At 64.1% G+C, this 16175-nt stretch carries 26 protein-coding genes; 3 read left to right on the forward strand and 23 right to left on the reverse strand.

The features are described from left to right. The 23 genes from E3U25_RS18890 to E3U25_RS19000 all read right to left on the reverse strand — a co-directional run bounded on the left by E3U25_RS18890 (position 1) and on the right by E3U25_RS19000 (position 15132). Positions 1 to 405 carry a hypothetical protein gene (locus E3U25_RS18890; RefSeq protein WP_116221887.1) on the reverse strand — a complete coding sequence of 135 codons (405 nt, stop codon included), beginning with the start codon at positions 403 to 405 and terminating at the stop codon, positions 1 to 3. Between the two features lie 4 nt (positions 406 to 409). Next, the gene (locus E3U25_RS18895; RefSeq protein WP_116221886.1) at positions 410 to 814 is read right to left on the reverse strand and encodes a hypothetical protein; all 405 of its coding nucleotides are present in this window, start codon (positions 812 to 814) and stop codon (positions 410 to 412) included. After that, a complete protein-coding gene (locus tag E3U25_RS18900) occupies positions 811 to 1221 on the reverse strand; it encodes a hypothetical protein (RefSeq protein WP_116221885.1) in 411 nt (136 codons plus the stop codon). The genes E3U25_RS18895 and E3U25_RS18900 overlap by 4 nt, the downstream gene beginning before the upstream one ends. 12 nt (positions 1222 to 1233) lie before the next feature. Then, positions 1234 to 1569 (reverse strand): head-tail adaptor protein, encoded by a 336-nt coding sequence (locus E3U25_RS18905; protein ID WP_116221884.1) that lies wholly within the window; start codon positions 1567 to 1569, stop codon positions 1234 to 1236. Beyond that, positions 1566 to 2174: a head-tail connector protein gene (locus E3U25_RS18910; RefSeq protein WP_208861598.1), complete on the reverse strand. Its 609-nt coding sequence runs from the start codon at positions 2172 to 2174 to the stop codon at positions 1566 to 1568. Before E3U25_RS18910 ends, E3U25_RS18905 begins: the two co-directional genes overlap by 4 nt. Next, positions 2171 to 2572, reverse strand: coding sequence for a hypothetical protein (locus tag E3U25_RS18915; protein ID WP_072462828.1), 402 nt, complete (start codon positions 2570 to 2572; stop codon positions 2171 to 2173). The genes E3U25_RS18910 and E3U25_RS18915 overlap by 4 nt, the downstream gene beginning before the upstream one ends. 91 nt (positions 2573 to 2663) lie before the next feature. Then, positions 2664 to 4019 (reverse strand): phage major capsid protein, encoded by a 1356-nt coding sequence (locus E3U25_RS18920; RefSeq protein ID WP_072462827.1) that lies wholly within the window; start codon positions 4017 to 4019, stop codon positions 2664 to 2666. Positions 4020 to 4023: 4 nt separating this feature from the next. Further along, complete coding sequence (locus E3U25_RS18925; protein ID WP_072462826.1) at positions 4024 to 4689, reverse strand: HK97 family phage prohead protease; 666 nt, start codon at positions 4687 to 4689, stop codon at positions 4024 to 4026. Next, positions 4686 to 5423 carry a hypothetical protein gene (locus E3U25_RS18930; protein ID WP_116221883.1) on the reverse strand — a complete coding sequence of 246 codons (738 nt, stop codon included), beginning with the start codon at positions 5421 to 5423 and terminating at the stop codon, positions 4686 to 4688. The genes E3U25_RS18925 and E3U25_RS18930 overlap by 4 nt, the downstream gene beginning before the upstream one ends. Beyond that, a complete protein-coding gene (locus E3U25_RS18935) occupies positions 5407 to 6606 on the reverse strand; it encodes a phage portal protein (RefSeq protein ID WP_072462824.1) in 1200 nt (399 codons plus the stop codon). Before E3U25_RS18935 ends, E3U25_RS18930 begins: the two co-directional genes overlap by 17 nt. Before the next feature lie 74 nt (positions 6607 to 6680). Further along, a complete protein-coding gene (locus E3U25_RS18940) occupies positions 6681 to 8024 on the reverse strand; it encodes a phage terminase large subunit (protein ID WP_116221882.1) in 1344 nt (447 codons plus the stop codon). Between the two features lie 3 nt (positions 8025 to 8027). After that, complete coding sequence (locus E3U25_RS18945; RefSeq protein ID WP_116221881.1) at positions 8028 to 8570, reverse strand: terminase small subunit; 543 nt, start codon at positions 8568 to 8570, stop codon at positions 8028 to 8030. A gap of 692 nt (positions 8571 to 9262) precedes the next feature. Next, positions 9263 to 9841 carry a hypothetical protein gene (locus tag E3U25_RS18950; protein WP_116221880.1) on the reverse strand — a complete coding sequence of 193 codons (579 nt, stop codon included), beginning with the start codon at positions 9839 to 9841 and terminating at the stop codon, positions 9263 to 9265. Positions 9842 to 9888: 47 nt separating this feature from the next. Next, a complete protein-coding gene (locus E3U25_RS18955; protein ID WP_116221879.1) occupies positions 9889 to 10539 on the reverse strand; it encodes a hypothetical protein in 651 nt (216 codons plus the stop codon). After that, complete coding sequence (locus E3U25_RS18960) at positions 10536 to 11447, reverse strand: YdaU family protein (RefSeq protein ID WP_166435520.1); 912 nt, start codon at positions 11445 to 11447, stop codon at positions 10536 to 10538. Before E3U25_RS18960 ends, E3U25_RS18955 begins: the two co-directional genes overlap by 4 nt. Beyond that, entirely contained in the window at positions 11444 to 12145 is a 702-nt protein-coding gene (locus E3U25_RS18965; protein ID WP_072462817.1) for a hypothetical protein, read from the reverse strand. Before E3U25_RS18965 ends, E3U25_RS18960 begins: the two co-directional genes overlap by 4 nt. Further along, the gene (locus tag E3U25_RS18970; protein ID WP_116221877.1) at positions 12142 to 12687 is read right to left on the reverse strand and encodes an NUMOD1 domain-containing DNA-binding protein; all 546 of its coding nucleotides are present in this window, start codon (positions 12685 to 12687) and stop codon (positions 12142 to 12144) included. Before E3U25_RS18970 ends, E3U25_RS18965 begins: the two co-directional genes overlap by 4 nt. Beyond that, on the reverse strand, positions 12684 to 13043 hold the full coding sequence (locus E3U25_RS18975) for a LexA family protein (protein ID WP_116221876.1): 360 nt from the start codon (positions 13041 to 13043) through the stop codon (positions 12684 to 12686). The genes E3U25_RS18970 and E3U25_RS18975 overlap by 4 nt, the downstream gene beginning before the upstream one ends. After that, positions 13043 to 13450 (reverse strand): RusA family crossover junction endodeoxyribonuclease, encoded by a 408-nt coding sequence (locus E3U25_RS18980; protein WP_072462814.1) that lies wholly within the window; start codon positions 13448 to 13450, stop codon positions 13043 to 13045. The genes E3U25_RS18975 and E3U25_RS18980 overlap by 1 nt, the downstream gene beginning before the upstream one ends. Positions 13451 to 13452: 2 nt before the next feature. Continuing rightward, on the reverse strand, positions 13453 to 13590 hold the full coding sequence (locus tag E3U25_RS18985; RefSeq protein ID WP_166435519.1) for a hypothetical protein: 138 nt from the start codon (positions 13588 to 13590) through the stop codon (positions 13453 to 13455). 26 nt (positions 13591 to 13616) lie between these two features. Beyond that, on the reverse strand, positions 13617 to 14177 hold the full coding sequence (locus E3U25_RS18990; protein WP_116221875.1) for a hypothetical protein: 561 nt from the start codon (positions 14175 to 14177) through the stop codon (positions 13617 to 13619). Positions 14178 to 14397: 220 nt separating this feature from the next. After that, positions 14398 to 14823 (reverse strand): hypothetical protein, encoded by a 426-nt coding sequence (locus tag E3U25_RS18995; protein WP_116221874.1) that lies wholly within the window; start codon positions 14821 to 14823, stop codon positions 14398 to 14400. A gap of 102 nt (positions 14824 to 14925) precedes the next feature. Continuing rightward, the gene (locus E3U25_RS19000) at positions 14926 to 15132 is read right to left on the reverse strand and encodes a helix-turn-helix transcriptional regulator (protein WP_072462811.1); all 207 of its coding nucleotides are present in this window, start codon (positions 15130 to 15132) and stop codon (positions 14926 to 14928) included. Between the two features lie 95 nt (positions 15133 to 15227). On the opposite strand from E3U25_RS19000, the gene E3U25_RS19005 reads away from it, so the two are divergent. From E3U25_RS19005 to E3U25_RS19015, 3 genes are all read left to right on the forward strand, one after another. Next, the gene (locus tag E3U25_RS19005; RefSeq protein WP_072462810.1) at positions 15228 to 15533 is read left to right on the forward strand and encodes a helix-turn-helix domain-containing protein; all 306 of its coding nucleotides are present in this window, start codon (positions 15228 to 15230) and stop codon (positions 15531 to 15533) included. A 155-nt stretch (positions 15534 to 15688) separates the two neighbouring features. Further along, positions 15689 to 15916, forward strand: coding sequence for a hypothetical protein (locus E3U25_RS19010; protein ID WP_116221873.1), 228 nt, complete (start codon positions 15689 to 15691; stop codon positions 15914 to 15916). Further along, positions 15913 to 16119: a hypothetical protein gene (locus tag E3U25_RS19015; RefSeq protein ID WP_116221872.1), complete on the forward strand. Its 207-nt coding sequence runs from the start codon at positions 15913 to 15915 to the stop codon at positions 16117 to 16119. The genes E3U25_RS19010 and E3U25_RS19015 overlap by 4 nt, the downstream gene beginning before the upstream one ends. Positions 16120 to 16175: the final 56 nt, after the last annotated feature.

Below are 16175 nucleotides of genomic sequence, written 5' to 3' on the forward strand. Positions count from 1 at the left end.
TTAGGTCGCCGTGCCGCGGGTGACAGTGCCGACAGCGCCGACGTTCACGGTGACGGTAGTGGCGCCGCTGACAGGCGCGCTCACGGTCGAGATGCCGACCCGGCCGGCGAAGGTCCATTCGACGCCGCCGGTTCTGGCATTGGTAATCTCGAAATAGCCAACGTCCCCACTATCGTGCAGCGTCCACAGCAGGGCCTCCCCGGTGGCGAGGGGGGCGCTGTTGCCCATCTGGAACGAGATGTTGAAACCGCTGTCGTTTTGGAACGACTCGGTTCCGTTCTTGTAGACCTGCTGCTGGATCGCCTTGCCGGGGTTGATCGTCAGATCGCCCTGAAGCTCGACTTCGGTTTTGTCCCCGGCCGAGGTGGCCGAAACCGCAACGAGGAATTCCTTGCCCTGCGACATGGGGTCATTCTCCTATGGTGGTGATGTAGCGGATGAAGGCGTGAGCATCGCGCACGCTGTCGGTGCGGGATTCGAGTGAAGCGCCAGCGGCAGCCAGCCGCAGCACCGTGCTATGATCGTCAAGCGCCAGAACCTTGAGTGCATTATGGGCCTGCGCAGAAGCCTGGCGGACCCATTCCAGCGATAGGGTGCCATCGGCGGGAGCGTCGATCAGGTGGACTGTCAAGGAGTGGTCGCCCTGCTCACGGTTCTTGTAAGCCTCGTTCGGCGCTATGGTGAAACCATCGATCCTGCAAAACCGCTCCGGCGGCGCCTCGGGCTGATGCGCAAACACCGGGACGCCCGGCAACGCGACGACGAGCGACTGATAGACCGCTGTCTGGAGGTCAAAGCCCTTTGCAATGGTCATGATGCCCCCTGCATCGCCCGGTTCAGCGCCCGGCGCATGCCTTGCTCGAAAAATGGCCTCGTCTGGTCAAAGGCCAGATCGTGATAGGGCCGCGCCGCCATGCGGCTGGTGCCGTCGTTCAGGAAGCGCGGGTAGAAAACCACGTCCGACGGCCAGGCCAGATAGCCTGCATAGGCTGCGACCGATCCTGACGCCCGCGGGTCATAGGCAGCCGGCTCGACGCGCACGCCGTAGAGCGCACGAGACCGGCCAGTAACCAGCCCGATCCTCATACCGCCCATATTGGCCATGGCCTGATCACGCATGTAGTGCGCCGATGCAGCAGCGTGCGCACCCGCCAGCCGACGCAGGTTGCCAGGTGCAGCATTGAGGAACGCAAGAAACTGGTCGACGCCTTCCCACTCCATGGCACTCGCCGCCTAAACCGCTCGTGTGACAATGAAGGTGATGAACCTACGGTCACCATCCTGGTCCATTGTGGACAGGATGGTGTGATCCAGGCCGGCGGCGCGGAGACGCCATTTGGCTGGATCGAAATCCTCCGGCATTGCTTTCGCGCGGATGATGATCCGCGCCCGGTGCATGATCTCGGTGCTTTCGGCATCCAGCACCCGGTTGGCCGAGACGGGTTGGAAATCGCCTGCTACCGTGCCGGAATCTGCAAACCCCGGCTTGATGCCTCCCGCCCCGTCAGGGACGCCACCCGGTCGGCAGAACGTGATTCTGTGCCGCAGGCGCGAGACGCGGGGCTTCAAAGATGCACCCGGCGGTAGCGGCCGACGATGCGGGCGGCGGCAGCGGACAGGCCCGCCGGCGTCGCGGTCTCGTCCCCGCGTCGCTCGTAGAGCCGCAGGGCATGATCCAACACCGCCAGCCGCAGGTCGGCGGGAACCGGCGCCGGATCATCGCCATATCCGGCGGTATAGGCCACATCCAGAGAGCCGGTGGGAACCGCGCCGCGCGGCTGCAATTCGGGATCGTCAACCCCGTAGATACGGAAGCCGTCCAGCGCCAGCAAAGTGCCGTCATCCGCATGCGCGATGGAAACCAGCTCTGTGGCGGGACGAACCGGGAGAAACAGGGGACGCACGCCCATTTCCCGCGCCGTCTCGGGAATGCCCTGCCGCACGCCAGACCACCAGGTGGATGACCGCCGGACATCGAACCGCACGTTCCGCAGCGTGATCGTCTGCCGGATCAGCGCCAGCCCGGCAAAGTCCTCGATTTCGCGCGCAGCAGCGAGGATGTAAGGCGTGACGCCCTCGATGTCCTCGGCGCCCAGCATCGAGAAATGCACCTCGATCTGGTCTATGTCTACCGGAAGGATGTTCAGTCCCTCGCCGCTGCGCTCGATCCTCATGCCAGTGCGCCCTGGTCCTGTTTGGCCGAAGCGTAGATAGAAAAGGCCGAGGCGCCGGCCAGATCAGCCGACCCGGTCAGCGTCAGGCGGATATACCGCTTGATGCCCTGATATGCGGCCTTGCCCTGACCGGCTGCCGTGATCGGGTCCGACACCTGCACAAGCAGCGGATCGGTAACGGCCTCTCCATCCGACAGGTCGGCCGCGTCTCCGGCGATAATGCCGAGGGCGATGCTGCCCGCGCTGATACCGGCGACCCGCACGAGGAACGCCCCGCCGGTTTCGCCCTGGGTGTCGATGATGGCGCCATTCACCGTCGCCCCGACAAGCGCGGCGTTGGTGGTGTTTGCCAGCGCCAGCGAAGGCGTGATGGCGTTGAAAATGTCGTCGCGTGCCATGCTGATGGCTCCTCTGCGAATGGGTTTCGGATGGCCCGCACCGCCCAAAAGGGGGAGGAATCTCGGTGCGGGCCGGTCGCCGCCTGCCGGATCAGGCCGCGATCTTGAGGACTCGGAAGGCGTCGAAGTCCACCACGTCACCGCCGACACGGGCAGTGTGGTCGAACTGGACCATCGGCTTCGCGGTGTAGGGGTCACGCAGCACGCGGATGCCCCGGCGCTGGACGATGGTATAGGCTGCGCGGATGTCGCCCAGCACGACGGGGATCTTGCCCGCGCCAACCTCATCCAGATCGTCGCCTTCCGAAATCGGGAAGCCGAAGATGCTGGCCACGCCCCGGTTCTGGTTCATCGGGTCGAGCAGATACCGGCCCTCGCCGTCCTTCAGCACCCGCAGCGCGCCGACCGTCATGCGGTTCATCATGAAGGTGGCGTTGATGCGGTAGAGCGATTTCAGCGAGGTGATGAGGTGCGCGAAGCCGTCGAGGCCCCCGAGCGCCGCGGCAGCGCCCGATTTGACGAAGCGCATCTTCCGCCAGTCCGCATCGGTCTTGTCGCTGGCCTTGACATATTCGACCTCGGGATACGTCAGCAGGCCACGCGGCTTGCCCACACCGTCGCCCAGGACGAACGCCGAAGCTTCAGCCAAGGCAAAGCCAAGGGCCACTTTATCGGCGAGCCACTGTTCCACGTTCCGCGAAGCATCCTCCAGCAGGTTCGAGGAAGCGCGGGGCTGGGCTTGCAGGTTATGGACCATGATCGCGCGCATCCCGGTCTTGGGCGTGCCGCTGGCCTGGTGGGCGGTGGTATCATCCACCCAGCGGGCGGGAACGATACCGCGGTCGTTCTCGATCTCCCATTTGTCGCCGTTGGTCTCCTCGACCGTGGCAAGCTGTCGCATGGGCGTGGTCTCATGCAGCTTGGTGATGATCCGACGCGAGGTGGTGGTGGGCACCCAATAGCCCCCCGAGGGATCGATGCCAGAGGTCAGCGCCTTGCCTTCGGTGCGCAGCCAGCGCGAGAAATCGGCCTCGTAGTTCTTGGCCTCTTTCATCAGGTCCGGCGTCACCTCGTCCAACGAAACCTTCTGGCCCTTGATGTTCAGCGCGAAGTCGGACGCCAGCAGGCGATCATCGGCCTTGATCTCGTCCGCCGCCTTCTCGGCGCGGATGGTCTTCAGGCCATCGGTGATCGACTTTTCGAGCGTGTCGATGCTTTCCTGCATCTTCACGGTCTTGGCTTCAAGATCGGACACCGACTTGCCGTCGGCCTTGGCCTTCAGCATCTGGTCGTTGGTGTCGCGCAGTTCCTTGAACGCCTTGCCGACTTCGGTGGCGAAGCCTTTCAGTTCGGTCGGAAGCGTATCGGTGCTGCTGAAAGCATCCTTGCGCGCCAGCGGGCCGAGCAGGCCGGCGTTCGCAAACTGCTCGATGGTGTTCATCTTCATGGGATTACCCCTTGATAACGGATTGGAAGACGGCCGAGAGGCCGGCGGAAAGGTCGCCTTCGTCCCCCGCGTCACGCGGGGCGCCCTTGACGCCTTGAGCCACGATTCGCTTCGCGGCGGTGCGGGACAGCCCTGCGTCGCGCAGAGCCTGTTCCACGAATTTCGGGTCGCTTTCGTCGCCTTTCGCCGCCACGCGCGCCGACGGCAGCATGGGGAAGGTAACGAGCGAGATTTCCCAGAGGTCGAGCTTCTTCAGCTGCCGGATCGTGCGCCCACCCTCAGTGACATAGCCGTAATCCTCGGTGCGGTAACCGATGGACAGACCATCCAGCACGCCCGCTTTCAGCATCACCAGCGCCTCGCGGCCGCGCTGCACCTCGGTCAGCAGTCGGCCCTTGACGCGCAAGCCCGTGTCGTCTTCCTGGATCGTCTCCCAGAAGCCGATGGGCTGGGACGGGTCGTGCTGCCACAGCATCTTGACCGCGCCAGGGCGCTTGGCGGCGATGGAGGCCCGATAGGCGCCCGGCATCACCATGTCGTTGCCGCGGTCGATCTCGCTGAACTTCGAAGCGTATCCCTCGATCACGCCGTCGTCGCCCTTGACATCGATTGCGAGAGCGGCGCCGGCGAATTTCAGGTCCAGACCGCTTTTTTGCTCGATACGGTTCATTTTTTCCTCCGAAGCGCCGAGACACAGCGGCAGTTCGCAATTTCGTGGATCGGGCCGTTCGGGTCGCGCGGCCAGCGCAGCCGGTAGCCGCCGACGATGAACGCGCCCGCGACCGGGCAGTGCTGCCCATGGGCGTGGTTGTGCGTGGCGCGTTCCCGGCCATCGAGACGCGACAGCCAGACCCGCTGGTCAATCTCGCCCGAGAACTCGGCGGCGCTGGTCGTGGCCCATTGCGACGCCAGGTGCGCCCGGTCCTCGGCCGCGTTCAGCGCCCGGCGTGGCGCATCCACGCCGCTCTGCCGGAGCAGTTCCCGCACCAGCCGGTCGCCGCGCAGGTCCATGACACGGCGCAGGTGATGCGCGGTCCACCTCGCGAACCGTTCTGCACCCTCGCGCGCGAAGGTCGCGGCGATCAGGCCGACGCCGGCCGTCCGCAACCAGGAGCCGATGCGCGAACCCTGATCGAGGCCCCCGAGCACATCGAGGGCGAACACCTGCGCTGTCCGCTGCGTGCCCTCGTCCATGATCAGGGCAACGCGGCGCTCGTGCTCGGCAACAGCCGCCTGAAAATCGAACGCCTCTCCGTGCAGCAAGCCGCGCTCGGCCAACCGCAGGAACCGCCGCAGCTCGTTCAGCAGGGCCGGGCTGAGTTCGTCGGCCTGCTGGTCGATCATCGCCGTGGCGCGCTGCCACGCCGCCGCCAGGGCGGCCGGCCCGTCACCTGTCAGGATCATCCGGCGGATCCGTATCGCCCTCGGCGCCGGGCATTGGCCTCTGGGTCACGCCCAGGATGACCTTCCCGTCGGCGTTGCCGGTCGGGGCATAGCCCAGAGCCTCGCGGCGCTCGTCCACGGTCAGGATGTCGCTGCCCGAGGACACCTTGTTCCAGACCTCGCGGCGCTCCTCAGCCAAGGCCGGGATCTCGTCCAGATCCGGGCGCAACTCCATCGTCTCGCTGCCCATGCGCGGCGCCAGCCATTGCGACAGCCGGGCATAGACCAGCGTCGCCAGCGGAATGACCGTCTCGCGGAAGAAGGCCGCGTTGGCCTCTCGATAGTTCGCATAGGTGTTGTCGCCCGGAATGCCGAGGACCATCGGCGGCACCCCGAATGACAGCGCGATCTCGCGGGCCACCTCGCGCCTGGTGTTGATGAAATCCATTTCCATTGGAGTCAGGCCCATAGCGGTCCAGTTCAGGCCGCCTTCCAGCAGCAACGGCTTGCCGGCGTTGTTCCCGCCCTGCACCGATGCGGCCAGTTCCTCTTTCAACCGGCGGAACTGCGCTTCGCCCAGAGACTGCGCGCCTTCCTTGTCCTGCGGGGTATGGACGAAAGCCCCGGAAGGGCGAGCCGCGTTCTGCACCAGGCCCTTGGCCCACTGGCTCGTCTCATTGTGGATGTCCACGGCATATGCCGCAGCCTCGATTGACCCTTGGCCATAGTAATCGTCCAACGGGTTGAACTGCTTGAGCTGAAGCACGTCACAATCGAGCGGACCGGAGCGGACCGGGAATTGCCGGCGCTGGCCCGCCACCTCGTATTCAAAGGCAGAGGGCCATCCGCGCGTGCCGGTGATGACCTTCATGCGATCGGCCCGCAGCGGATACAGTTCCCGCACCTGGGTGATGCCGACCCGCTCGACATAGGCATTGCCGCCCAGGACATACGGCACGACCACCGCCTCTATGAAATCCGCCTGCGTCATCTCGGGGTTCGGCCGGCGGATCAGGTCCAGCAACGGGTGCCGTTCGATCTCGGCATCCTGATCGTAAAGGTTCACCGGGATCGAGGCGACACCACGGCTGATGCGCCGCAGGCAGGCGTAGACGATAGGGTTGCGTTGATACCCCTCCTTCGCCAACTGCTCGAACTGCCGTTCCGTCCATACTGGCTGGCCGACGCCGAAATAGGCGAACATATGACCCACGGCGCTGTGCTTGGCCTGAGGCGGTGCCGCGGGCGCGGAGCGACCGAACAGGAGAGAAATGAGGCTCATAGCGTCCTTACCCTTGGCGGGGCGGCCTCGTGGGCCAGCATCAGTTCCGTCATCGCCCAGACCAGCGCGTCTGCCCGGTCGGGAGAACCATCGCCGATGAATCCCGACGCCGTGAAGTTGCACATCTCGTCCTCAAGATCGGGGAAGACACCGACATGGCTGACGCGCCCCTGTTCGTAGAGAGCCGACACCGGCTCGGCCCTGACCGCCTTGCCGCGGCTGGCGACCACCTCCTTGAAGGCAGCCTTCTTGTCCGCGGTCGCGACGGTGAAGCGCACCATGTCGCCACCGAAGTTCCGCTCGGCCACGATGCGATCCGCGCCCCAGCGGTGATACAGTTCGACGGCGCGCCGGCCCCAACCCTCGGGCGACAGTTGGCAGGTCTCGTCGGCGAGCGCATAACCGCGCCCGTCGATACCGAGGCCGGCGACCACAATCCCGATATCATCCCCGCCGCCGTCGCCCCGTGTTCCTGATGGGTCCACGGAGACCACGATGCGTCGCATCTCCGGCATCTGGTTCGGCGTGATCCGCAGGCTGTCGATGCCCGGCATGACTTTGCCATCCGGCGCCGTTCGGTCCTCTAGCGCCCAAAGGGCGCCGTTGACTTCGCTGGCCCATTCCCCGGCTTCGAACCGAAGCCTCTTGGCCGCCGACATGCTGGTCAGCACATCGAAATACTCGGCCGGCAGGTTGTCGGCGTTGTCGGCCGGGTTGACCTTCATCTCGGCATAGTCTGCCGGATTGGGCAGCGCCTCTTTCGTGCCCGGCTTCGCCTTCGCCCGGAACAGGCTGTAGGACCAATGCAGCTTCGACGGCGGGTTACAGTCGAAATATGCCTTGAGCGCCAGAAACTGCCGCCCTGTTGCCTGCGCGATCTCGGGCGCCAGCTCGCATTTCTGCGCCAGGCGCGACATCGCCGTCTCGACCGAGCCCCACGGAATCTGGCTGCTCTCGTTGAAATAGAGCGTCGCGTATTCCTGGCCGAGGATCTTCTCGACGCGCTCCTTGTCATCGAGGCCCGCGATCCAGATCTGCGACCCGTTCGGCAGTTCAACGTAGAAATCCGTCTTGTCGAACCTGACCAACAGCCTCGGGAAGCACAGCTTCAGCACCTTCGGCAGCGTATCGGACCAGACCGATGTCTTGGCGTGGTTGAACCGGAACCTGAATATCGCATGGCGCGATTCCGGCGCATTGATGGCCCTCTGGATGATCGCGCGGACCAGGATAAAGGTCTTCCCCGACCTCGATCCGCCTCGCAGCATGATGTTGCGTGCGGGGCCCGCCAGAAGCCGGTTAGCCTCCCTCTGTTTGGCCGTAAGCCGTGCTACTGCCATGGGTCACAGTTCGGCGTCCTCTGGCAGGACGTTCAGCGTGATGGCGCCAGTCTGATGCACCTGGTCTCGGAACGCCTGGACGTTGACATGCTTCCCGATCAGTTCAATCCGCTTGATCCGATCAGAAAGGCGCAACTTGACGGCCTGTCCAACCCTCACGCCTTCGACCACCATTTCCTGAACATCGATGCCGGCGACGAGCCCTTTTCGCCAGACCGTGGGCCAGTCCTTCACCGGCTTGATCGTGCCTTTGTCGTCCAGGATGTCAGCCAGGTCGGCGTCGGCTTCTTCAGCGAGGCGCTGAAGCACCCAATCGGCGTCAATGCGTGTGCGCTCCGAGCGAGCCGCAAAGGCAGCCGCTATGGCCTCCTCGATATGCGGCATCTGCATCAACTGATGGGCATACTTCCTGGCATTGTTCCGGGCGTAGCCCGCTTTGATGGCTGCACGGGTAGCGTTCAGGTCAATCAGGTAGTTCTCGACAAAGCGGGCTTGCTTCGGCGTCAGGTCTGCCGGCTGCGCCCCGCCGCTTTTCCGGCGAGTCATGGCGATGTCCTTTGCGATCTACACCACACCTTCGTTCGTGTGGCTTGTGTAATTAAAAGTTTGATCGAATCACTTGCGCGTGAGTAACTGGACTTCGTGATACAATGGAGGGCGTTATGGAAAAAAAGACCTTAGAAGACCTGACTGATGACGAACGGTGGGACTTATACAACTCATGCAAAAGCAAAAATAACCAAATGATGAATGATCTAGGAATTAAGTATCTAGCGTCAATACTAAAGCTAGATCCGAAAAATATTGTGAAAAGCCTATACGATTGGATATCGAAGGTCCACGATCAAGGTGACTGCCTTGATTTTCTTACAGATGCCCAGAAGAAAGTAGTTATGGACCGCATAGCGCAGGATAAGCTGGACTCTGAGACAAACCCTATTCTTGACTCAGGGAAACACTAACCTTTGAAGATCGACTACTTCTTCGTATTGTAGCGAAAGGATGTTGCCGCTGAATTTTCCGATGGCCCGTTCCTGATGCCGATGCCATACATCCCGGCTGGCTACCGCCGTGCGGCGCGTCAACATCACGATGGATCGCTGCCTCCTGCGCGCCATTTATGAAACGGCAAAAACTCGCGGCATGAACTGACTGGGGCGTGATCCCCTGGAATGCAGAAGCCCCGCTCGATATCGGGCGGGGCAGAATTCTTCGACAATGCTTTCGTGACACGTTTTTCATTTACCGTCAATCCCCAACGCATCGGCCAGACGATCCAGCGCTTCGCGAAGGTGCGCCAGCCCCTTCCGGTAACCAGCTCCTCGGTATCCACGGATTGCCGCCGGCGTGGCATTGTCGAGCACGCACGCCGAGATAATCTCCCGGTCCTTCATGGCCACATGGCGCATGATGCGCTCGAAAGCGCTGATCCTGTCAACCATGATATCCACGGCGTGATCCGGCTTCGGGCTGGACTGCACTCGGTCGTTTCCGGGGATCGCCGGCTTGCTGCGCATGGTGGCCTCGAACGCGTTCCGCAGCGCCTCGCCCGCGTTGAACCCTGCCGTGCTGATGTTGCCCCGCTTGTGCCAGTATTCCAGCAGATCCACCCGCCGGACACCCGTCACGCCGTTCGGGTTTCGCATCTTCCCGGTCTTCGGATCGACTTCACCGCGCTCCTCGACAACCAGGCCCACGCGGTTTGCCTGGCCGGTGGCGCCATGGTCCCACGGTGCCGGTGCTAGCGTCGCCCCGGCCGAGGTGTGAACCCAACGACCATCGCGCTTGCGCATCTTCCGTTTCGCTTTCCTGCTCATGCCCAAAAATCCTTTTGTCGCGTTTTGTCTAGACTGGTTGGGACGGATTATTCCGCCGCGGCCCCGAACACGTCGCCGGCGTGTTGGAACGTCGTGGGTGGATTGCGCCGCGCATCGTCCTGGAGTTCGAAATCCACTTCGTCCCGCGACCTGCCGTCGAGACTGGCCATGACCGCGACGTGGTGATCCCATTCAGCGCGGCTGGGGGCCTGGTCCTTGACGCGGGCCTGCGCTGCCGGCGACAGCACGAAGCCCTTGAACCGAGCCTCGCGCTCGTTGCGCAGCACGCCGCGGCGGATCAACTCGTCGGTGCGATCCGGCCGACCCTGACCGGGCATCTGGGTTCCGAACTTGGCATGCCAGTCGATCAGCATCTGGATCGCGTTGGCCTCGCCGCGGGACTGCGCCGCCGTTTCGGTCGCCGGCATCTTGGCCAAGGCGCCCCGACAGGCCCTGACCACCTCGCCCGGCGCGGGCCACGAACGCGTCGTCATGCTGGCTTCGAGATTGCGGATGGCCTCGGGGAACCAATCCTGCCAGCCCTCGGTCGGGGCGTGATCCAGCACGATCCGCAGCAGGGCATTGGCATCGTCCTGGAGCGCCTTGGGGTTGCCGGCGATCTGGCGCGGCGGACTGAACCTGTCGAGGAAAGCGTTGAAGCGCATGGACAGGTCGGCGACGACGGATTGCGGGATCATTTCAGATATTCCTCCGGGATCTGGGCCTTGATGCCGTGCCCGGCTGCAGGGCGGACGGCGGACTGCGTGGCAGTGGACGGGGCGAGCGGCGGCGCGCGCTTGGCGGCGGCGAAGTCCTGCATGTGGCGGGTGAGGATCTTCGGCCCGTTTGCCGGGGCGCCGTGGGCCTTCGCGTTGCTCACCGCCACATGGATCACCTCGGACGCGGTCAATCCGAGATCGGTGATCCATCGACTGGCGATGACATGGGCATCGGCGGCGACCCAGTATTTGGGCCAGCCTGTGCCGTTCGGGTCATTGAACCCGAGGGCCTCGGCGATCTGGGACACCAGGCCGGTTTCCGGCTCGCGCGCGCACGCGTTTCCGCCGCCGCCGGAAGATTCTGAACGTAGTGAAGAATCTTCTATCTGGTTCTGGTTCTGGTTAGTATTACTTGGGTAATTCTTGCGTATGGCGCCATCATTGTTTTTATTATCTTTTTTCTCTCTGTGCGTTTCGCATTGCTGTTCGTCACTTTGCGGTTTGACCTTCGCGTTTTCGCACTCGTCACTTCGCCCTTTGGCCTTTTGCCAGCGCGCCTGAACGGCCTTCCGACCGCGCTCTGAAGCGTCCTCTATCGCGTCCTTCGCGGCTGCCAATTCCTTCTCGACCCTGGTCTGCCACAGCCCTTGCGGGGTCTCGATGACCTTCCCTTCATCCAAAAGAACGGCGAGGATCTTCTTGAACGTGCCCGCGGGGCAATTGCACATCCGCGCCAACCGCGCATGGTCGAACGGCAGGGGTTCCTGTCGCTCATACATCATGCAGACCAGCGTGATATAAACGCCCGTCTCGGCCGGTGTGAGCCCGCGCGTGCCGGCCAGCCAGTCCGAGGGGTAGAGCGCGATATGCACCGCCTTCTGGCTCACAGCAGCACCCCCTGATGCAGGGCTTGGCCGTCCTCGCGGTTCATGAACCGAATCTGCATCGGCGCATCGTTCCAGCCACGAATCCATACAAACCATGCATTGCGCTGGGGCGGCGAGCCCTCGCCGGTGAAATCCAGCTTCCAGCGCATGAGGTAGCAGTAGGAGAACGGCTGCGCGTCCAGCAGCGCGCCGAGCCCGTTGGCCCGAGCCGCCGGCCAGTCCCAGGACAGCAGCAGCGCCAGATAGTCCCAGCCGGGCATGTCCAGCGTATGGCGCAGCCAGCGGCCGTGGCCGTCCCGCGCGTTGATCAGGCAATAGGGCGGGTTGGTGATGATCGCCCTGCCCCGGCTGCGCAGGCAGGTGAAATAGTCGGCAACCCAGCTATCGGGGCAGCCACGGTCGATCAGATCAGATGCGCAGCACGGAATCCCTGCTGCACGGATCTCGCGGACCAGCGCGCCGTCGCCGCAGGCCGGTTCCCAGACAGAGCCGCAGGCCCGGATCACGTCACCATCGCGCGCCAGAAGGCCGCGCACGGCCTCGGGTTGGCCGGTCGCATAGAAATCCTCGTCCCGGCGCTTCTCGACGCGTGGACGGCTGCGCAGAGGGGCATCCGGCAGCAGCGGCAGCGGCTCTTTGCCAGTCGAGCCTGCGCCACTGATGGCCCGGAAAAGCGGCTTGGCGGATGGGGCAGTCAAGCGGCCCTCCTGTCGTTGAGATCGTCGCGTCCGACCCTGCGCATGCGCTGGTTGGCCTGCTGGGCGTCGGCCCGCATAACGGCGGCTATGAGCCGTTCCATCGGTCCCTGTCCGTCACGACGGGAAAGAACCCGGCTCAGGTATTGCTCGGTGTAGCCGACATAGGCGGCCAGCTCGCGGCGCGTCTGGAACGTGCGGCCGCCCACCGTGATTGGTTTCCGGTTCCGCGGCTTGGCGCCCTTCTTGGCGCCGGCGCGCAGCTTCCCGACCAGCTCCAGATGGCCATACTCGCGTAGGTGCTTGGTCACCGTGCTTTCGCAGACCTTAAGGGCGCGGGCCGCGGCGCGGGCTGAGGGATAGACCTTGCCCTTGGCCGAGACTGGACAGCTGGTGCCGCGCACGAGCGGTAGCGGCCATTTCAGCCCACGGCTGCGAGCCCACGACTGCGCGCTGCGCTGGTGCCGGCCGCGGGCCTCTGCGGCCTCTCGCGCCGTCATGCCGGCGTCGTGGCATTCCTGCCAGGTGAGGATCGTCTCAGTCATGCCGCACCGCCCTTCGCGGCGCTGAGCCGCTGGCGGAGGCGTTGCTTGAGCCGCCGGAACAGCGGGCTGTCTGTCGCGATACCCTCGGCATCGCAAAAGCCGTCGATCTCCGCCATTACGGCGGCCAGCACATCGTCTTGCGGCCCCACGACTTCGATCGCACGCGCGCGACCAGAGAGGCGCCGGATCGCGCCGCGATCCTCCAGCGCTATCAACAGGCGGTGGATTCCAGCTTTAGAGTTGATGCCCATGGCCGCGCGCATTTCGTCAAAGCTCGGCGCCGTGCCGGTGGACGCAAGATGCCTGCGGATCAGGTCCAGGAGGCGATGCTGGGTCGGTGTCAGGGCATAGGCCATCAGATCGCCTCCACCAGAACGAAGGTTTCGGCATGGCGGCCCCAGCGCTTCACCACGCGAACGTCGGCAACCTGGGCGTCATCGGCCCATGCCACGCGGTTCAGGCCGTCCTTCAAGGCTTTGGCCAGGTTGTCGCTGTCCGGCTTCTGGGTATGAAACCCGCCGAGGGCTTCGGCTTTGCGCTTCTTGCTCCAGGACTTCGGAATCTCGAACACCGCCACCATGCGCAGCTTCACCGGCCCCTCAAAGGGGACCGGGAACAGCGGCCGGGCAATCTCGGCCACCTTCTGCTCAAAGCTGCGGTTCTCGGCCGGGTTGAAGGCCCGGGCACGGCCGGCGATGGTGCCGACCCTGTGGCGCATTTTGCCGAACGGCTTGCCGGGAATTGTGAACTCTACCGCTGCCATGGTCAGTCCCCGTCGATTTCTTCGACGTCGCCGGCCTCAGCAGTGATCACGCCGTCCCAATCCTCTACGATGCCCTGCGCCTTCTCGCGGGCCGCGTCCTCGTCCCGTGCCCAAACCTTGAGCCGGACGGCTTTGGTCATTTCGACCTCCACGGAATACCGGGGCATCAGTCCAGATCCTCCGGCTTGGGCTTGCGGTTGTTCTTGCGCTCGGTCGGGGACGGTGGCGGCAATGCCAGCCTCTCGCCTTCCTCGTCGGGATCGGCATCGCCCTCGCCATCGCCTTCCAGATCGAATCCGGGCTGGTCGGGATCGGTCTTCACCGGCGCGCGCTCGGAAAAGAACGTCTCGCTGTCCACCATCATCAGCATGCACATATCGCCGACGTGATTGCCCAGAGCTTCGCGGTTCAGCTCGATGTTCGGGCAGGAAATCTTGGCCTCGATGTCCTTGCCGCCCTTCACCTTGAATTCGGACAGCTTGACGACGGCGTGCGGGAACTCGTGCTTGTTCAGCGCCCCTACCACCTTGCGGATCAGGCTCTTGGCGAAAAGCTCCAGCCCGTTGGCAACCTCGTGCTGCTCGGCCTCGCTCAGCAGGTTCCAGGTCGCCTTGAGGTGCTTGACCCGCGACAGCATCTCGTCGCGGATGTCGCCCATGAGGGTGTCAAGCTGGAGGTCGATCTCGCCGCCCTCCATGTCGTGTTCGATCTCGCTATGTGCGTTCATGTCGATGGTTCCGGTCCATGAGGTTGCCGCTGGACGCCGCGGCCGCGGGGATCACCGAGGCGCGCGCCTCGGGATAGGTTTCGAGCCACCAGCGCTCAGCATCGGCGTGGTGCTTGGGGCACGACCATGCCCGGCCCCTGTCGGGCGCCCGGTCAGGCGGCCCCCAGCCTTGGGTGGCGAAGGATTTGCAGCGGCCGCAAAGAGGGGCGGTGGGCATGGGTCATGCCTCCAGCCTGGCGCGGGCCATGCGAACCGCGCTTTCCACGTCGTGCAGTTCCTTGATGGCCTGCGCCCGGTCGCCGGCATCCGCCGATTGGGCGGCCGACAGCAGCGCGCCGACGGCTTCGCCGGCCTCGCGCGCGATGCTGCTGGCGTGCTGGATGATGCAACTGTCCGGGTCGTTCGCCCGCTCCAGTCGCCGCGCCAGCATCTTTGTCACGGGGTAGCGCCCCGAGGCGTCTTCCAGCGCGATGACATCGGCCACGGTCCAATCGAGCAGGCCCGCGATCTTCTTGCTGATGGTGCCCTTGCTGGCACCCCTGCCCCAGCGCGCGTTGATCGTCTCGGCCGCCGCGTCGTAGCAGCCGAAAACCCCTGCGATCAGCGCGGACAAGGCCGCCGAGACGCTAAGCCGCAGATCAGCCATGGCCGGCAACCTCGTTTCCTTGAGGCGCAGACCACACCGGCGCAGAACGACCGCATGGCACAAGACGGATTGCGAGAGGGGAAGAACCGGGGCGGCGCTGCATCACGCCGACCCCGCAGAATCATTGAACCAGACCGCAGGCGGGACACGGCCGTCTGTCGCTCGGTCGATTTTCTGAATCATCATCCGGCTGGGCGAGCGCCGGCCGGAAAGGATCAGGCTAAGGTAGCCCTTCGACACGCCGATATGTTCAGCGAACGTGTTCTGGCTGACCCCAATACGGTCGATGTATTCGCGGAGGCTTTCCATGTCGGCATGTTTACCATCAGTAAACACGACCAGCAACGCAAAAGTTTACACTCAGAAAATACCCAAGATGAAGCCGCTGTGCCATTGATTGCGCCATGAGGTTTCGCATCAAAGAGCACCGCACCCGGCTCGGGTGGACCCAGGACCATCTGGCTAAGGCCAGCGGGCTGACCAAAGGCTATCTGTCACTCCTGGAACACGGGAAGCGCGATCCGAGCGCCGAGGCGCTTCGGTCCCTGGCCGCCGCTTTCGGTGTTGATGTGACCGAAATGATCGAGCCGGACAGTGCGGAAGCGCAGGATGCTATTGATCATCTTGCGGTTTACATGAAGCTTGACCCTGAGGATAAAGTCGCGGTTTCGCGCATCGCCCGGAAGATGCTCCCGAATGGCGATCCATGATCTCACGGAAAACAGCCTGCCTCCCTTCGACCGTCAGGCGAGTGAGCGCGGCGGCTATCTCGAACTCGTCCATCCTCCCCCCCGATTCCCGGCCCCGTTAACCAGAACATAAGCGGAACATCGCCGATGAAGCAACCTGCAGGAGATGTGACGCCATGACCCTCGATCCCTCCCCCACCCCGGAAGACATCGAGCAGCACGAGATTGCCGAGGCGATCCTGCTGGGACTCCTGGAGTCGGTGATCGACTACCCCGGATCATTCGACCGCGAGGGCGCCGCAGTCGCGCTGCGCATGGCGGCCGAGGAGCGCGAGCGGCAGGGCGACTATCGCGCGTCGGTCCTGCTGGAGGAATGGGCAGAGAGGTTGAGAGGTAGGGAATGACTGACCAAACCCCAGAGGAAGCCCTGCGTGCCGCGCTGCTGGACGTGCTGACCAACATGGGATCGGTGCTGCTGGCGACGCCGGCAGGCCGAGCGGAGGCGGCGCAGACGTTGCTGGACCAGGCCGAGCGAGCGCACCCCGCCGTGGCCGAGGTGTTCAGGGAGGCGGCGAAAAGGGTGAGGGCGATGGAGGGTAAGGCGTGAGGTCAGCATCTGGGATTAGGCAGGCACCGAAAGCCGGGGTCGATTTAGGGCTATGG

It is taken from the genome of Paracoccus versutus (genome assembly GCF_029909795.1).
Taxonomy (GTDB): domain Bacteria; phylum Pseudomonadota; class Alphaproteobacteria; order Rhodobacterales; family Rhodobacteraceae; genus Paracoccus; species Paracoccus versutus.

Coding starts and splice junctions, on each gene's coding strand:
- E3U25_RS18890 (WP_116221887.1), bottom strand. CDS start 405: ATGTCGCAGGGCAAGGAATTCCTCGTTGCGGTTTCGGCCACCTCGGCC.
- E3U25_RS18895 (WP_116221886.1), bottom strand. CDS start 814: ATGACCATTGCAAAGGGCTTTGACCTCCAGACAGCGGTCTATCAGTCG.
- E3U25_RS18900 (WP_116221885.1), bottom strand. CDS start 1,221: ATGGAGTGGGAAGGCGTCGACCAGTTTCTTGCGTTCCTCAATGCTGCA.
- E3U25_RS18910 (WP_208861598.1), bottom strand. CDS start 2,174: ATGAGGATCGAGCGCAGCGGCGAGGGACTGAACATCCTTCCGGTAGAC.
- E3U25_RS18915 (WP_072462828.1), bottom strand. CDS start 2,572: ATGGCACGCGACGACATTTTCAACGCCATCACGCCTTCGCTGGCGCTG.
- E3U25_RS18920 (WP_072462827.1), bottom strand. CDS start 4,019: ATGAAGATGAACACCATCGAGCAGTTTGCGAACGCCGGCCTGCTCGGC.
- E3U25_RS18925 (WP_072462826.1), bottom strand. CDS start 4,689: ATGAACCGTATCGAGCAAAAAAGCGGTCTGGACCTGAAATTCGCCGGC.
- E3U25_RS18930 (WP_116221883.1), bottom strand. CDS start 5,423: ATGATCCTGACAGGTGACGGGCCGGCCGCCCTGGCGGCGGCGTGGCAG.
- E3U25_RS18935 (WP_072462824.1), bottom strand. CDS start 6,606: ATGTTCGCCTATTTCGGCGTCGGCCAGCCAGTATGGACGGAACGGCAG.
- E3U25_RS18940 (WP_116221882.1), bottom strand. CDS start 8,024: ATGGCAGTAGCACGGCTTACGGCCAAACAGAGGGAGGCTAACCGGCTT.
- E3U25_RS18945 (WP_116221881.1), bottom strand. CDS start 8,570: ATGACTCGCCGGAAAAGCGGCGGGGCGCAGCCGGCAGACCTGACGCCG.
- E3U25_RS18950 (WP_116221880.1), bottom strand. CDS start 9,841: ATGAGCAGGAAAGCGAAACGGAAGATGCGCAAGCGCGATGGTCGTTGG.
- E3U25_RS18955 (WP_116221879.1), bottom strand. CDS start 10,539: ATGATCCCGCAATCCGTCGTCGCCGACCTGTCCATGCGCTTCAACGCT.
- E3U25_RS18970 (WP_116221877.1), bottom strand. CDS start 12,687: ATGACTGAGACGATCCTCACCTGGCAGGAATGCCACGACGCCGGCATG.
- E3U25_RS18975 (WP_116221876.1), bottom strand. CDS start 13,043: ATGGCCTATGCCCTGACACCGACCCAGCATCGCCTCCTGGACCTGATC.
- E3U25_RS18980 (WP_072462814.1), bottom strand. CDS start 13,450: ATGGCAGCGGTAGAGTTCACAATTCCCGGCAAGCCGTTCGGCAAAATG.
- E3U25_RS18985 (WP_166435519.1), bottom strand. CDS start 13,590: ATGACCAAAGCCGTCCGGCTCAAGGTTTGGGCACGGGACGAGGACGCG.
- E3U25_RS18990 (WP_116221875.1), bottom strand. CDS start 14,177: ATGAACGCACATAGCGAGATCGAACACGACATGGAGGGCGGCGAGATC.
- E3U25_RS18995 (WP_116221874.1), bottom strand. CDS start 14,823: ATGGCTGATCTGCGGCTTAGCGTCTCGGCGGCCTTGTCCGCGCTGATC.
- E3U25_RS19000 (WP_072462811.1), bottom strand. CDS start 15,132: ATGGAAAGCCTCCGCGAATACATCGACCGTATTGGGGTCAGCCAGAAC.
- E3U25_RS19005 (WP_072462810.1), top strand. CDS start 15,228: ATGAGGTTTCGCATCAAAGAGCACCGCACCCGGCTCGGGTGGACCCAG.
- E3U25_RS19010 (WP_116221873.1), top strand. CDS start 15,689: ATGACCCTCGATCCCTCCCCCACCCCGGAAGACATCGAGCAGCACGAG.
- E3U25_RS19015 (WP_116221872.1), top strand. CDS start 15,913: ATGACTGACCAAACCCCAGAGGAAGCCCTGCGTGCCGCGCTGCTGGAC.